This is a genomic window from Caproiciproducens sp. (genome assembly GCF_053840905.1).
Genome location: NZ_JBNLXQ010000001.1, coordinates 239,984 through 253,484, shown reverse-complemented (window position 1 = coordinate 253,484; position 13,501 = coordinate 239,984). Strand labels below are relative to the sequence as shown.

Below are 13,501 nucleotides of genomic sequence, written 5' to 3'. Positions count from 1 at the left end.
AAACGTTGAAAATTTGATCGTCCGCCTGCTTTATTGATGAAGCTCTCCGTTTAAAATCCAGTTGCGGGCGGAAGTGATCCTTACATCGGCAAAGCTGCCGATCAGGCCCTGGTCCCCCGGGAAATCGACAACGATATTGCCGTCGGTCCGCCCGGAAAGAAGGCCGTTCTTTTCATTGCGCTCTTCCACCAGCACACGCTGGACTGTGCCGACCATACCGGCGCAGCGCGACGCCGCGATCCGCTCCTGCGCTTCGCAAAGCTGCGCAAACCATTTCGACTTTTCCTTGGCGGGAACCGGGTCGGGCATCTTCGCCGCCCTTGTCCCCACGCGCGGGGAATAAATAAAGGTAAACAGCGAAGTGAATTCCACCTCCTGAATCAGGCTGACGGTGTCGAGAAATTCCTCGTAGGTTTCGCCCGGAAACCCGACGATCACGTCGGAGGTAAGAGAAAGATCCGGAAGCTTTTCCTTGGCGTAACGGATCAGATCGAGATATTTTTCACGGGTGTAGCCGCGGTTCATTTCTTTCAGCACGCGGTCGCTGCCCGACTGGAACGGAAGATGAAGGTGACGGCTGATATGCCGCCCCTGCGCGATCGTGTCAATCAGCTCACGGGTCGCGTCCTTCGGGTGCGAGGTCATAAAACGGATGCGGTAATCGCCATCCACCGCGTCGAGCGATCTCAGAAGCTGTGAAAAATTCACCGGTTTGTCCAGATGTTTGCCGTAGGAATTGACATTCTGCCCCAAAAGGGTAATATCTTTGTACCCCGCCTTTACAAGGCCCTTGAACTCCTCCAGAATCGCCTCCGGGGTACGGCTGCGCTCCCTGCCGCGCACATAGGGCACAACACAGTATGAGCAAAAATTATCGCAGCCATACATGACCGTAAGCCATGCTTTCGTGCTTCCGTCGCGGTGGACCGGCAGACCTTCGACGATTTGCCTGTCCTCGCTGTCGTCGCCGCGCGCAAACACACGGGAGCCCTGCGTAATCGTGGTAAATAAAAGCTCGGGAAGCTTATGGATCACATGGGTGCCGAAAACCAGATTGACGAAAGGAAAGCTCTTCCGGATCCGCTCGGCAACATGCTCCTGCTCCATCATACAGCCACAGAGGGCGATAATCAGGGAAGGATTGCGCCGTTTCACATTTTTCAGCGCTCCCACATTTCCGAAAACCCTGTCTTCCGCATGCTCGCGGACCGCGCAGGTATTAAAAATGATGAGGTCCGCCTCATCTTCGTGATCGGTAAAGGAAAAACCCATTTCCTCGAGCTGGCCCTTTATTTTCTCGCCGTCCGCAACATTCTGCTGACAGCCGTAAGTGTGCACCAGCGCCATAGGGACGGCGCCGCGCGCCCGGATCGCCATGATCTGAGAAACGTCGCTGATGAATTCAGCCTGGGAACGCGCCGGCTGCTCCCGAGCCGGAAATTTTTCTGCCAAAAGGATAGCCCTCCTATGTTGTATGGTATAACTGATTATATCATGTTGCTTTGGTTACTTCAAGAAAAAAGAACCAAAAGCCCTGCCGCCGGGCAAGCGGCGGCAGGGCAAAAGGAAGTCCTATTTCGCTTTATACATCCACGGAATGGTGCGCCAGACGGCGAGCCGGCGTTTCAGCGCCCTGTCCGTCTTCCTGCCCGCCGAAAGCAGCTTGTCGTATCCGGCGGCGCGCAGATAGCCGCGCACCGCGTTATAGCCCGCGCCTTCTTTCAGCATGATGTCCACCCCGTTCATGACGGTCAGAGGCAGCTTCTGGTGTTCAAACAGCTGGATCAGCTCCGCGTCGTCCCGGCGGGTGGTTTTGATGAGATCAAAAATCCGGAGCATGGCGTCGGTATGCTGGAATATATTCTTCCCCACCGGCTTCTGCTTGCCGCGTTTTAATTCATAGACGGTATCCCGTTTGATGACCGTCGGCGACTGCGCGATCGTCTCGGCGGAAAGCAGGCAGCGAAAAACGAACTCCTCCGCGTATCCGTGGCTGCAGGAGTCGAAAAAATAAATCTGCCTGTCCAGCAGAAACCTGCGCCGGAGCATGACCGCGGAGATATCGATATGGATCGAATGACAGAGGACGCCCTTCAGGTATTGGGCGCCGCTTTCCTGACGGATCGCCTTGCTGATCAGCCGGCGTTCCGCGGCATGGGCTTCCTCCTCACTGATACTGCCGAATACAAAATCCGCCGAGGTGCGAAAAGCCGTTTCCAGATATCCGCCGATAAAATCGCGGTACAGTCTGCGGGCGAAAATAAAAGTGAGATAATCTCCCCCGGACTTCTGTATTCCTGTATTTAAAGCCGCGGCGACGGTTCCGTCTCCGTTCTGAATGACAAAACCACGAAGCTTCAGCTCTTTGATCAGCTGAACGGCTTCCCAGACCGTCTTGTCCGCGGAGCCCATATCCACTACGATGAATTCCGCGTCCAGCCCGGCCGCCTGCGCGGCGATCGAGCGCAATACTCCCGATATTTCCTGTTCAACATTTCTCACCGGAACAATAATGGAAAGCTTTGTAATCTGCATTACCGAACCTCCTTTACTGAATCTGTTACCAGTATATCATATTGCGGCGAATAGGAAAGATGAAAACTGACAGTTCTCCGTTCCTAATTCAAATTACTTTCAGTGATATTCTCTTTTTTCTCCGCCGGATGCTCCTGAAAATAGCGTCCTGCCGTGTAAAGCTTGCTGTCGTCGATAAAATGCGTCAGGCGCAGGACAATTTCCTCCGGCTCCTGCTTCATGCCGCAGCGCGCCCACTGGATAACGACGCCCACAAGCCCGTAGGAATAGAATTCCGCTATAAAAACCTTGTCCTCCGCGGCGATCTGGCCGCCCTGTGAAACAGTATCCAGCATCTCGGCGATCAGGTCCTTCGTCACATTGAAAAAATAGTCCTGAAAAGCGTTTTGTCCGGTGACGCTGAGGGCATTCGTATAAAAATACTGCTCCCTCTTCATCGTTTGCAGAACGTCAAGAACAACATTGTTCCATTCCTCCAACGATCTGTGCTGTGTGACGGCGGAAACGACCTCATTGTAATAAATCCAGTCCACCAAATCATATTTGTCCTTAAAATGATAATAAAAGGTCTGACGGTTAATCCCGCAGTGTTCCACAATATCGGCAACCGATATTTTCTGGAGCGGTCTTTTCATCATCAATTCCTTTATGGAAGCGGCAATCGCTTTTTTGGTGATCAGTGAATCAGACATGGTTTATTCTCCTGAAATACATGGGGATGATTATGTAGGAGGGCCTCACCCCGGACGAATGGTTTGTTTCCATTTTACCAGTATTATTGTTTTTTTTCAACAGGGCTGTAAGGAATCCATTTTTTTTACAATAGTACTTGCATTCTCCCAAAAAATATGATATTATAACAAAGCTGTTTTAAAATAATGTATGGGGCATTAGCTCAGCTGGGAGCGCAGTGCATCCGGTAAGCAACACCTCAGAGTCAGGAACAAATGAAAAATCGAATAGCCCGGAAAGCCGCATCAATAAAGGGCTTTCCAATATTTGGGGGTATAGCTCAGCTGGGAGAGCGCCTGCATGGCATGCAGGAGGTCAGCGGTTCGATCCCGCTTATCTCCACCAAAAACAATAAGCCACAAGGCCAAAACCTTGTGGCTTGCGTTTTATCTACGGCGACCGGACACTTGATAAATATCAGGGGAATGCGGAGATCAGTCATCGCATGATGGGTAATCCCTGATATCCTCATTTTCATAGAGCAATCCCATTACCAAAAGCGAGGAAAGAGCTATGTTTTCCAATTGGAGGACATAGCTCTTTTTTTTATATCCAAACGCGAAAATCCTAATAATCGCGGGCGTTATAAAAATGGAGTAGCTATTCCGTTCTCTTCGTGGTATCTTATGTGCTTGACAAATCAAAAGAAGGAGATGAATATTGGTGAGCGTAAACGCCAGAGAAGAAGAATATGAGCATGTGGAGCTGTTCGGCCGGCCCGCGCTTTTCACGAATTCCCGCATTGACCGCGGCACCGTGCCGGAAGGCTTCCACTGCTACGACCTGCGCGGCTCGGACCGCGACCCCGGAAAACCGACGACGGTGGAAAATCGGGTGGCCGTCAATCACGCCGGTACGGTGCTGACAGCCGAGCCAATCACCATTCCCAGGGAGGGCTTTCGCCGATTGCGCGGCGGGCGGCAGAACTATGGCTACATCGTGGAAACGGAGCGTTACCGCTACTGCCTGCGGTGCAATCCCGGTCCCGGAGATTATCAGGCGTACCTTGCGGCTTTCGATCTGCGGGTACAGAGGATGAACATGAAACAGGAAACACCCGCGCAGGATTGCGGCCTTGAAGATGGAATCGGGGATCAGACGCCCGAACAGGGCATCACGATGGGAGGCTTATGAGATGAGACAGCATCCGAAATGGCTGGAGTTTTTACGCGAGCAGTACCCGCCGGGCACACGTATCCGGCTCGCACAGATGAACGATCCCTATTCCCCCGTGCCGCCCGGCACCGAGGGGACGCTCGAGTACATCGACGACGCGGGCCAGTTCCAGATAAATTGGGACAACGGCCGCACCCTCGCGCTCATCCCCAGTGAGGATCACTTTTCCATCATTCCGCGGCCGTTCCAGACTCTCAAGCTCTACATGCCGCTCACCGTCACCACCTATGAGCGCGACGAATACGGCGACATGGACAACGATCCCGTCAAGCTTGACAGCCGGACGGTCCTTCCCTATGAGGATCATATCCTCGCCGCCATTCTGAAGGAGCGCGCGCCGGAGGAAGCGGAGCGTGGCCTCATGAAATACTATGGCGCGGACGACGCTGTAAACGACAAGGTGCGGTCTTATGTTTTCACGGTGGAACGTGTCCAGGGCCAATTGATGGGAGTCGCTGAGTGCCGCATCAAGAGCGAACTGACAGCTGAGGAACTGGAACGGCTCAAGGCGAACGTCTCCGGCCAGGCGTCCGATGGGTTTGGGGAAGGCTTCGAGCAGCGGCCGATCAAGACCCCGGACGGTGAGATTTACGTCAGCCTGTGGAGCAGCGAGAAAGGCTGGAACATCATGACGCAGGATGAGCTGGAGCAAAGCCAGCAGATGGGAGGCATGCGGCTTGATCAACAATAAAAGAATCATGGAGCTGGAGATCAGCCGTCCCGATACGTTCGGCTCGAATACTTCGTCGACAATTGCGTTGCCCGCCACCCCCTATGAGCTGCTGGATGCACTGGACAGGGCGCGCGTGACCGACGAACGGGTTATCTACTCCACGGAAATCCTGCGCTGCGAGCTGGACTACCTGCCCCAATTTCTCAGCCCCAGCTCCAACCTGTATGAAATGAACCATCTCTCCCAGCGGCTGGCCTCACTCAGCGATTGGGAGCTGGACTGCTTCGAAGGGATGGTGATGATGGATGCTATCCAGAACAGCTATGCTTTGATCCCTGTGGAGCGGCTGATCAACATGACCGTCAGTATGGAGCACTGTCAGATCGCCTACGAAGCACACAACGACGAATCCCTCGGCAAATTTTATGCGGAAAACGGCTTCGTGCTGCAACTGGACAGCCTGCCGGACAATATCTACGCATGGCTGGACTTCGGCAAGATCGGAAAAGAGATTCGCGAGGGCGAAGGCGGCGTCTTTACCCCGCACGGCTATGTGGTGCAGAACGGTATGATCGCGCGGCTGTATCAGAGCGGAGAGGCCGTCCCCGCCGAGAAGCCGGACTACACGGTGCTCCTGCGCGTGACCAAAGGGTATTTCAACGATCCCGAATCTGACAACGGTCTCTCCGCGCTCCTGAAGCTGCCCGCCGGCGATCAGGAGCTTTTTCAAGCGGTGAAGGAGGTGGACGCGGTATCGCCGGAGGACTGCTCGTTTGTCGCCGTGGACTGCGCCATTCCGCAATTGACGGAGAAAATCACAGATGAGCTGGAAGCAACAAATGGCGATTGCTACGGTCTGGTCAATGAGCTGGCAGGACAGCTACGGCATCTTGACCGTGAGGGCGGTATCCCCGCTTACAAAGCGATGCTGGCGGTGGCGCCCGAGGACATCTCTCTGGATGAGGCTCTCGATCTCGCGTATCAGACCGATGAATTCAGGCTTCTGCGGGAAACCGCGACCCCTGCGGATTACGCGAAAGCGGAGCTTGCGAAATGTACAATCCCGCTGAAAGAGGAACTGTTTGCCAGTGACGCGGCCCTCTGCTCTTACGGTGAAAGGCTCATGGAGCGCGACAAGGCTTCCTCCACCGAATACGGCGCCCTCGTCTCACGGGGCGGCCGGACGGTGGAGCAGTGCCTGAATCGGCCTGAGCCGCAGATGGAAATGAGGTGAATGAATCATACTTTTATCCAGAGATGTGCAACCGTAAACAGAATAAACTTTGCGCCGCCTTTTGATTTTAACGAAGATCAAAAGGCACTTTTTTGTTTCAGGAGGAAAAGTGTTGGCAGGACAATCGAATACGGTTAACAAACGGCGCCGCCTTTGCAAAAAGGCAGCGCCGTTTCCGTTATAAGGAGATGAACCATGGATCAGAAAACAAAAGAAAATCCCGGAACAGGATCGGCGGGCCCTCCGAAGCCGGTAACCCTCCCGCTTCCCAAAGAGCTGTCCCGCTGCAAAGGCTGCCCGTACCCCGGAATCGGCTTCATCTGCTGGAACACGGACGGGACCTGCATACGCACGGATGAGGAAGAAATGAACCGCCGCGATGGAAGAAGGCGGCGCAAGTGAACAGCATCATCAGCTGGATCGGCGGGAAGAAAGCTCTGCGCGACCAGATCTACCAGCGGATGCCGATTCAGATAGGACGATATGTCGAGGTGTTCGGCGGAGGCGGCTGGGTGTTGTTCGGACGAAGGCCCGACTCCGCTATGGAGGTGTATAACGACTTCAATGCCAATCTTGTCAACCTTTTTCGCTGCGTCCGCGACCGCCCGTTCGCGCTTCTGAAGGAACTGAACTTTCTGCCCCTTAACGGGCGGGACGAATTCGGCGTCCTCAAAAGGTACCTCGAAAAAGAGGAATTCACCAGCCCTTACCTGAAAGAGGAACTGGAGATCGCCGAGCGTTATCTGGCTCCTCCGGAGTATGAGGAAATCAAGCCGATCCTGCTCGAAAACGCAACGATGAATGACGTCAAGCGGGCCGCGGCCTTTTACAAACTCGTCCGCCTGAGCTACGGCAGCGGCTGCACCAGCTACGGCTGCCAGCCCTTCGATATCCGCAAGACCTTCCATTTGTTGTGGGAAGGCAGCCGGAGGCTCCGCGACACGGTTATAGAGAACAAAGACTTTGAGGCCCTCATCCGGCAGTACGAGCGGGATGACGCCTTCTATTATTGCGACCCGCCGTATTACCAGACGGAAGGTCATTACGCCGTGGCGTTTGGCCTCGAGGACCATTACCGTCTGCGGGACACGCTCGCTTCCTGCAAGGGGAAATGGCTGGTGAGCTATAACGACTGCGCATTCATCCGTGAGCTCTACCATGACTTTCAGATCGAGACGGTCAGCCGCCTGAGCAACCTTGCCCAGCGGTATGACGGCGGCTGCGAATACGCCGAAGTCCTTATCGCCAACTATGACACCAGTGAAAGACTGCGCGAACTGCCGGTGCAAATGAACCTCTTCGGTTCGTCCGACGCCGGCCTTTTTTGCTATGCAAAAGCATAGCAATAAAATAAATTCAACCGCGCCACATGCGCGAAAACTTCATGCGCTCCCGCCTCTTTTGCATCCATCGTGGCGCGCGATAATCCGCGCATGAAGTTTTATGACCAAACGGCCCAAATCAAGGAGGAAAATGCAATGAGATTACTTGAAACCAGCGCCGCCGTCGACCGGAAAGGGCGCCTCAGAATTCCCAAGGAAGTCTCCATTCAGCTGGAGCTTTCCCCCGGCGATGAAATCCGTGCCCTGATCTGCGACGATTCACACACTCTGCAGGCTCTGTGGCGGGAGTTTGTTTCCCGCCACGGCGTGGAGGATGAACAGGATCCGGCTGACAACGAGGCTTTGGAGGAAGTTGTGCTTCCCGGGGAGATGCTGGCGCAGGCGGGGCTCCGCGCCGGCGACGGACTTGACGCCATCTGCGGCGAGCGGAAGATCGTCATTACGGCCTCGGACGAAGCGCCCGGCCGTCTCGACCCTCTCGTCAGTCTGCCGGACGATCTGCGCAGGCTGTGCGGCGATCTCGGATTCAACCCCGGCACGGTTCGGAATGTGATGCGGAAAGGAGGTTATTTCCGTGAATAAGCCGATTTACAAGATTCTCGACGCCAAGGGGCGCGTGCTGATCCCGCGGGAAGCGCGCTCAGCCGCGGGTATGGACTACGGCGACATTGTCCGTCTGGATGTTCAGAACGGCCGGGTGTCGGTCAAAAAGGTCAACATCGTCGAGGTTGGGGACAAATCTCCGGAGGCGGTGGAGGCATTCGTGCACGCCGCCATCCGCGAGATGCCGGAGGAAAGCCAGATCGCCATCGCCGCCCGGCTGCTGGAGCTCATCGAGCAGAGAAAGGAAGGCCGCCATGGATGAGAAACCGGTCTATGGCGAGGAAGACTGCGTCCAAACCGGAACCGGTATGTTCATCGCCGGTTATGTGGTCGTTCTTAAACCGGAAGCAGTGCCAAAAGATCAGCATGGTATCCGTCAGCTTCTCTTCTGCGAAGGCGGATGGGGCAGCGTCCCGGACGAGGCCGACGGTTCTTCCGTGCGCGCCGTTTCCCTCGTCGGCGGAGAATGTGTTCGCCGGAGACGCAGCGAGATTCTCGGTTTGCTGAAACCCGAGCTGCTTCCCGACCGCGCGCGGCTTCAGCTGTCACAGATCCGGCCCCTGGATTCGGAGGTCCCCAAGGCGCCGCAATTTTTCGGTTACTGCTTCCTGCCGGACGGGCGCTATGCCGCGGGTGTTCCTCTTTCCGATGAGATGGAGGTGCGGGAGTACATCGACACGCAGCGCGGATACCAGCACCGCGTCATGATCTGCGACAGCGAAGACAGCTGTGTATTCGAAATGACCGCGGGTAAGGTCATTTTCCCTACACAGGAGGACATCGAGCGCTTGAATGAAGAACAAACGCTGTCGGACGCGCCCGTATCCGGCGGGATGGAAATGAAACCGTGAATTTCCGAGAAAGTGAGGCGATCCGGCAATGAAGAATATTGAAATCCGAAACGGCCGCGTCCTGTATTACGGCAATGAAGCGGGCTATGTGGAAAACGGCAGGGCCGTGGTCGACCCCATCTTCCAAAGCGATGAGCTCTCGGACTTTCTTACAAAGGAGAAACTCGAGACTCTATGGACCAACGGTGTATACGACCGGCTCACTGCCGCGAGAGAAACCACAGCGGCAGGCGCGGAGGTCCCCGCAGCCGGGCGGGCCCATGGTTTCCCCGACCGCCCGCCGCTGAAAAGCTGCCGGATATGGCAGTTGAAGCCGGACGTGGATGTCCGCATGAAATTCGTCGGCTACGACGAGCTGCTGAAGAACTTCGGCGAGCCGGATCCCGGCAATTACCAGATTGCCTACGACGGGCAGGTGGAAACCAACGATCTGGAGGAACTCTACACCAAATTCAACATCGATCATCCGCCCGGTTACGAGGGGCACAGCCTCTCTATGTCGGACGTGGTGGAGCTGTACGACGAAGCCGGCAGCTCTTTCCACTATGTCGACCATTTCGGCTTTAAAGAGATCAGATTTGACCCACCCGGACAGGAGATGCGCCAGGGGCCCGCCCTGAGTCCCTGAAGGGTGCTATAAAATTTCAAACAAAATACGGAGGTGTGGAATGAATCAGGAAAACAACAACGGAAAGGAAAAAAGTAAAAAGCGCAAAAGGGTGCTGCTGATTATCCTGCTCATCCTTCTGCTTGCGATCATCGGCATCACTTTTTCTTTTTGCCATGCCGGGACACCGAATGGTGGCGGCCCGTCCCCATCCAGCCAATCGGCCCCTTCTTCTTCACTCGATAATAACGGCAACGCCTTACCGGGCGGGTACGTCCCCAAATCCCGGCAGGAGATCCTGTCCGAGCTGCGGGAAAAGGAGGTCGTAGTCACCGACAAAGTGAGCGAACAGATCGCTTTTTCAAGTGGCGCAAAGGGCACGGTTGGTACATGGACGGTGGAAAACCCGGCATCCAACAAGGTGATTGAGCAGTGCGCTGTCATACTGAACGGACAGACCGTCGCGGAATCGGTGCCGATCTATCCGGGCCAGCATATTGAGCAGATCACCCTCTCCCAGAAGGTAGCCCCTGGTACTTACGACGTCATCGCAAATATCAAATATTACAGCACGGATACCAAGTCACTGCTTGGTCAGGCGGATTACCGCCTCAAGCTCACTGTTTCGTAAAGCCGGATTTCCGGCTTACAATCAGATTTATAAGGAGGATTTCCCATAATGAAAAAGGGTATCAAAAAACTGCTTGCGGGCATCGTCACCCTCGCCATGCTTTCCCTCGCGGCGGTTCCGGCGTTTGCCGCGACCACCACAACCGACTCGGGAACCGGCAACGTCACCGGCTCTGTAACCATCAACGGATCCATTTCGCCGCTGACGATCAGCGTGACGCACCCCATCAACGTCGCCTACGCCATCAGCCCCGACGCCGGCACGTTCACTTCACCGGACATCGGCATCACCAACAACACCAAGACGGCGGTCAATGTCACCGTCCAGTCCCTCGCCGCGGCATCCGGCGGCTCGCTGACCTTTACCGACGTCGACCCCGCGTCCAAGTCATGGAGTACGCTGAATAACGCGGATTCCAAGAAATACATCGCGCTCGGCGTAAAGGCGAAGGACTCCACTGGCTGGAGCTCCGGCTACAGCACCGCCACCCATTGGGCGACCACCCCGTCGCCGCTGCTGGTCGGATCGTTGAATCCCGCGACAACCGGGACCCTGACGCTTACGGCGGATTACGGCCTTGCCTTTGACGCGGCCTACACCGCAAACCACAGTCTCGTGTTCCTGTTCCAGCTCACATAACCGATAACGGACAGGCGGCCGGAGGCACACAGTTTCCGGCCGCTGTCTGTCCCCCGGAAAGGAGGTCAAACTCTTCATGCGTTGCTTCAAGCGCCTGTGTTGCGTCCCGCTCCTTGCCTGCTTTCTCCTGTTCACGTCCATTTTGCCCGGCATCACGGCCTCCGCGGCAACCACCCTGACACTTTCTGCAACGCCGAATCCCGCAGAAAATTATGTTGCTTTGAGCTGGACAAACAGCGACAAAAGCCAGCCGTATAGCTACATGCTGTACAGCAAATCATCCCATGATTCGACGTTCCAAAGTATTCCATCAAAGGCCAGCGTGAAAGTGCTGAACATCTACCCGGATAATTTTTCCGGATCTTGGGCCGTTTCGGGAACGGTATCCTTCACAAGCACATTAGACGGAAAAAGTTATACTTTCCCCAAAAGCGCGTCTCTGAAAATGTGGATGGAAGCCACAAATCCTGACAGCCTAAATGGGTATGGCAAAGGTCTTATCTCAGTGGATACCGTTCCTCTGTCCAGCTTCAATGCTAACCCGAACGCCTATTTAAAAGCGGCAGACGGTTCATATAAGTACGACACCGTGTTTTTCGGTTCGTGGGACGGAAATTCCAACGAGGATCTGACGTCGGCATCCGAACCGTATGTTGAAGCGTTCGTGAATACTGGTCGTGGACTTCTCATTGGGCACGATACCGCGTCTTGCGCTCCGGAATTCATGCACACCTATTTCAGCAGACTCGCGGAAAAGTACGCAAACTTGTATGCACTGGGGGGACTCAGCCAATTTCCGGCCTATGGCTACAATCAGGTTACGATCAGAAAAAAGGGGCTTCTGACCAGCTACCCTTGGGCAATCGGAGATATCGGCTCAATCCTGAACACGCCCATGTCCCATACTTATGGTCAATTCGCCATGGGTGACATCTGGATGACATACCCTCAAAATTTATGGAGCACCGCCTCCGAGATGAACACCTATAACGGAAAATCCGGTACCAATAATTTTTATCTGACGACATGGAACAACGTGGCAATGATTCAAACCGGCCACTCCAACGGGGCGGCAACGCCGGATGAGCAAAAAGTCCTTGCTAATTCACTCTTCTATCTCAGTCAAATCACTTCTGCAACCAGCTGGAATGACCATAAGGGACAGGATTTGGATGCACCTGATGCGCCGGCTATATCGGGCATCACCCACAATTCCGGCCGGACACAGTATACAGTCAACTACTCCTCGCAGGATAATCCGACCGGTTACCAATATTATGTGGAAAGCACCGGTCAAAACGACGGCGTGAAATACGATTCGCCCACCATCAGCACCAGTATCGAAAGCGGGATGAAGGGTTACTCCATTTCCATCGACAATAACCCATCCGGGGTTCCGGACGGCTCCATCACCACCACCTCGGGAAGCTACACCTTTGCGCGGCCATCCGGCAGCGGTTTTTATGTTCACATTGCCGCTGTAGACAACGTAGGAAATGTTTCAGCAGTCACGACCTATCATGTGGATGAGCTCGTTTCCGTCACACATCCGGTCAGCGTCGGCTATGCGATCAACCCCAACAGCGCGGCTCCTTTTACGGCGCCGGATGTCCAAATCGTCAACAACTCCACGATCCCCATCCGGGTTTCTGTCCAGAGCCTGTTTGCATCCGCAGGTGGTTCGCTCACGCTGAACGACGTGTTGCCGTCCAAGTATGCGGACTGGAGCAAACTGACCTCCGCGCAGACCAGATCGGACATCGCCCTCGGGCTGGGGATCAGGGAAACATCAACCGGAAGCAACACATGGTCGGAAATCGACCGGACAACCCCGCTTTATGCATCTGCTGTCACAGGCAGGATTCCTCTCGGCATCCTGAACCCCAACGGTGCCGCGGGAACACTGGCACTCACGGCAAAATACGGTCTTGCCTGGGATAAAGCCTACACTTCGGTTCACAGCCTTTCGCTGTTTTTCGATCTTACAGATTGAAAACAGATTTCTTCCACTGACAGCGGAAGGCTGTCTTTTTATACCCAAATTTGAAAACACAGGAGGAACAAGTCATGAGTGAACTGCAGAATGTACCGGCCGCCGCCCCCGAAAGTCCGGCGCAGCCCATGCAGGTGGATGTGAAAATCGGCTCCATCCGGCCGGAGGGCAATATCAAAGCCTACGCTTCAGTCAACCTGAACGGCTGCTTTGCTATCCGTAATGTCAAGGTGCTCGAAAGCAGCAAGGGACTGTTCGTGAGCATGCCGAGCTACCGGGCCGGGAACGGCGAGTATCGGGACATCTGCTTCCCGGTCACCAAGAAATTCCGGGAGCAGCTCAACGGCGCGGTGCTGGACGCCTATCACCAGGCGCTGATCCAGGGGCAGAAGGAAGCCCTCAGGCAGCATCCTCCCGAGGCTCCGAAGCAGGAAGCCGGAATGCAGATGGCGGGCGTGTGACGCCCGCCATCTTTTCGCCCCAA

General features: G+C 55.0%; 16 protein-coding genes and 1 tRNA gene. 14 read left to right on the top strand and 3 right to left on the bottom strand.

Annotation, left to right across the window (positions count from 1 at the left end):
• Nucleotides 1–30 precede the first annotated feature (30 nt).
• The 3 genes from miaB to dhaS all read right to left on the bottom strand — a co-directional run bounded on the left by miaB (nucleotide 31) and on the right by dhaS (nucleotide 3,227).
• A complete protein-coding gene (gene miaB / locus ACQGQ5_RS01290; RefSeq protein ID WP_455734872.1) occupies nucleotides 31–1,377 on the bottom strand; it encodes a tRNA (N6-isopentenyl adenosine(37)-C2)-methylthiotransferase MiaB in 1,347 nt (448 codons plus the stop codon).
• Between the two features lie 195 nt (nucleotides 1,378–1,572).
• The gene (locus ACQGQ5_RS01285; protein ID WP_455734794.1) at nucleotides 1,573–2,535 is read right to left on the bottom strand and encodes a glycosyltransferase family 2 protein; all 963 of its coding nucleotides are present in this window, start codon (nucleotides 2,533–2,535) and stop codon (nucleotides 1,573–1,575) included.
• 83 nt (nucleotides 2,536–2,618) lie between these two features.
• Entirely contained in the window at nucleotides 2,619–3,227 is a 609-nt protein-coding gene (gene dhaS, locus ACQGQ5_RS01280) for a dihydroxyacetone kinase transcriptional activator DhaS (RefSeq protein WP_455734793.1), read from the bottom strand.
• 309 nt (nucleotides 3,228–3,536) lie between these two features.
• Between dhaS and ACQGQ5_RS01275 the strand changes: the two genes are divergently transcribed.
• From ACQGQ5_RS01275 to ACQGQ5_RS01210, 14 genes are all read left to right on the top strand, one after another.
• Nucleotides 3,537–3,612: transfer RNA gene (locus ACQGQ5_RS01275), tRNA-Ala, on the top strand.
• A 318-nt stretch (nucleotides 3,613–3,930) separates the two neighbouring features.
• The gene (locus tag ACQGQ5_RS01270) at nucleotides 3,931–4,401 is read left to right on the top strand and encodes an LPD28 domain-containing protein (protein WP_444645579.1); all 471 of its coding nucleotides are present in this window, start codon (nucleotides 3,931–3,933) and stop codon (nucleotides 4,399–4,401) included.
• Nucleotide 4,402: 1 nt separating this feature from the next.
• Nucleotides 4,403–5,134 (top strand): DUF4314 domain-containing protein, encoded by a 732-nt coding sequence (locus tag ACQGQ5_RS01265; RefSeq protein WP_444640712.1) that lies wholly within the window; start codon nucleotides 4,403–4,405, stop codon nucleotides 5,132–5,134.
• Entirely contained in the window at nucleotides 5,121–6,350 is a 1,230-nt protein-coding gene (locus tag ACQGQ5_RS01260) for a hypothetical protein (RefSeq protein ID WP_444640714.1), read from the top strand. Before ACQGQ5_RS01265 ends, ACQGQ5_RS01260 begins: the two co-directional genes overlap by 14 nt.
• A 195-nt stretch (nucleotides 6,351–6,545) precedes the next feature.
• Nucleotides 6,546–6,752 carry a hypothetical protein gene (locus tag ACQGQ5_RS01255; protein ID WP_086035635.1) on the top strand — a complete coding sequence of 69 codons (207 nt, stop codon included), beginning with the start codon at nucleotides 6,546–6,548 and terminating at the stop codon, nucleotides 6,750–6,752.
• Nucleotides 6,749–7,693 (top strand): DNA adenine methylase, encoded by a 945-nt coding sequence (locus ACQGQ5_RS01250; protein WP_444640716.1) that lies wholly within the window; start codon nucleotides 6,749–6,751, stop codon nucleotides 7,691–7,693. The genes ACQGQ5_RS01255 and ACQGQ5_RS01250 overlap by 4 nt, the downstream gene beginning before the upstream one ends.
• Before the next feature lie 135 nt (nucleotides 7,694–7,828).
• Entirely contained in the window at nucleotides 7,829–8,275 is a 447-nt protein-coding gene (locus tag ACQGQ5_RS01245) for an AbrB/MazE/SpoVT family DNA-binding domain-containing protein (protein ID WP_444640718.1), read from the top strand.
• Nucleotides 8,262–8,558, top strand: a complete 297-nt coding sequence (locus ACQGQ5_RS01240) for an AbrB family transcriptional regulator (protein ID WP_444645581.1) — start codon at nucleotides 8,262–8,264, stop codon at nucleotides 8,556–8,558. Before ACQGQ5_RS01245 ends, ACQGQ5_RS01240 begins: the two co-directional genes overlap by 14 nt.
• Complete coding sequence (locus tag ACQGQ5_RS01235; RefSeq protein WP_444640720.1) at nucleotides 8,551–9,147, top strand: hypothetical protein; 597 nt, start codon at nucleotides 8,551–8,553, stop codon at nucleotides 9,145–9,147. The genes ACQGQ5_RS01240 and ACQGQ5_RS01235 overlap by 8 nt, the downstream gene beginning before the upstream one ends.
• 28 nt (nucleotides 9,148–9,175) lie before the next feature.
• Nucleotides 9,176–9,775, top strand: coding sequence for a YodL domain-containing protein (locus ACQGQ5_RS01230; RefSeq protein ID WP_444640722.1), 600 nt, complete (start codon nucleotides 9,176–9,178; stop codon nucleotides 9,773–9,775).
• A 40-nt stretch (nucleotides 9,776–9,815) separates the two neighbouring features.
• Complete coding sequence (locus ACQGQ5_RS01225; RefSeq protein WP_455734792.1) at nucleotides 9,816–10,385, top strand: hypothetical protein; 570 nt, start codon at nucleotides 9,816–9,818, stop codon at nucleotides 10,383–10,385.
• Between the two features lie 48 nt (nucleotides 10,386–10,433).
• Nucleotides 10,434–11,024 (top strand): hypothetical protein, encoded by a 591-nt coding sequence (locus ACQGQ5_RS01220; protein ID WP_444640726.1) that lies wholly within the window; start codon nucleotides 10,434–10,436, stop codon nucleotides 11,022–11,024.
• Nucleotides 11,025–11,100: 76 nt separating this feature from the next.
• Nucleotides 11,101–13,017 (top strand): DUF5057 domain-containing protein, encoded by a 1,917-nt coding sequence (locus ACQGQ5_RS01215; RefSeq protein WP_444640728.1) that lies wholly within the window; start codon nucleotides 11,101–11,103, stop codon nucleotides 13,015–13,017.
• Nucleotides 13,018–13,091: 74 nt separating this feature from the next.
• Nucleotides 13,092–13,478, top strand: a complete 387-nt coding sequence (locus ACQGQ5_RS01210) for a SpoVG family protein (RefSeq protein WP_444640732.1) — start codon at nucleotides 13,092–13,094, stop codon at nucleotides 13,476–13,478.
• The last annotated feature ends 23 nt before the right edge of the window (nucleotides 13,479–13,501 follow it).

Excerpts from the sequence above, each read along its gene's own strand:
- ACQGQ5_RS01210 (WP_444640732.1), top strand. The coding sequence starts at position 13,092 with ATGAGTGAACTGCAGAATGTACCGGCCGCCGCCCCCGAAAGTCCGGCG.
- ACQGQ5_RS01220 (WP_444640726.1), top strand. The coding sequence starts at position 10,434 with ATGAAAAAGGGTATCAAAAAACTGCTTGCGGGCATCGTCACCCTCGCC.
- ACQGQ5_RS01255 (WP_086035635.1), top strand. The coding sequence starts at position 6,546 with ATGGATCAGAAAACAAAAGAAAATCCCGGAACAGGATCGGCGGGCCCT.
- ACQGQ5_RS01265 (WP_444640712.1), top strand. The coding sequence starts at position 4,403 with ATGAGACAGCATCCGAAATGGCTGGAGTTTTTACGCGAGCAGTACCCG.
- ACQGQ5_RS01215 (WP_444640728.1), top strand. The coding sequence starts at position 11,101 with ATGCGTTGCTTCAAGCGCCTGTGTTGCGTCCCGCTCCTTGCCTGCTTT.
- ACQGQ5_RS01225 (WP_455734792.1), top strand. The coding sequence starts at position 9,816 with ATGAATCAGGAAAACAACAACGGAAAGGAAAAAAGTAAAAAGCGCAAA.
- ACQGQ5_RS01245 (WP_444640718.1), top strand. The coding sequence starts at position 7,829 with ATGAGATTACTTGAAACCAGCGCCGCCGTCGACCGGAAAGGGCGCCTC.
- ACQGQ5_RS01285 (WP_455734794.1), bottom strand. The coding sequence starts at position 2,535 with ATGCAGATTACAAAGCTTTCCATTATTGTTCCGGTGAGAAATGTTGAA.
- dhaS (WP_455734793.1), bottom strand. The coding sequence starts at position 3,227 with ATGTCTGATTCACTGATCACCAAAAAAGCGATTGCCGCTTCCATAAAG.
- ACQGQ5_RS01230 (WP_444640722.1), top strand. The coding sequence starts at position 9,176 with ATGAAGAATATTGAAATCCGAAACGGCCGCGTCCTGTATTACGGCAAT.
- miaB (WP_455734872.1), bottom strand. The coding sequence starts at position 1,377 with ATGGCGATCCGGGCGCGCGGCGCCGTCCCTATGGCGCTGGTGCACACT.
- ACQGQ5_RS01235 (WP_444640720.1), top strand. The coding sequence starts at position 8,551 with ATGGATGAGAAACCGGTCTATGGCGAGGAAGACTGCGTCCAAACCGGA.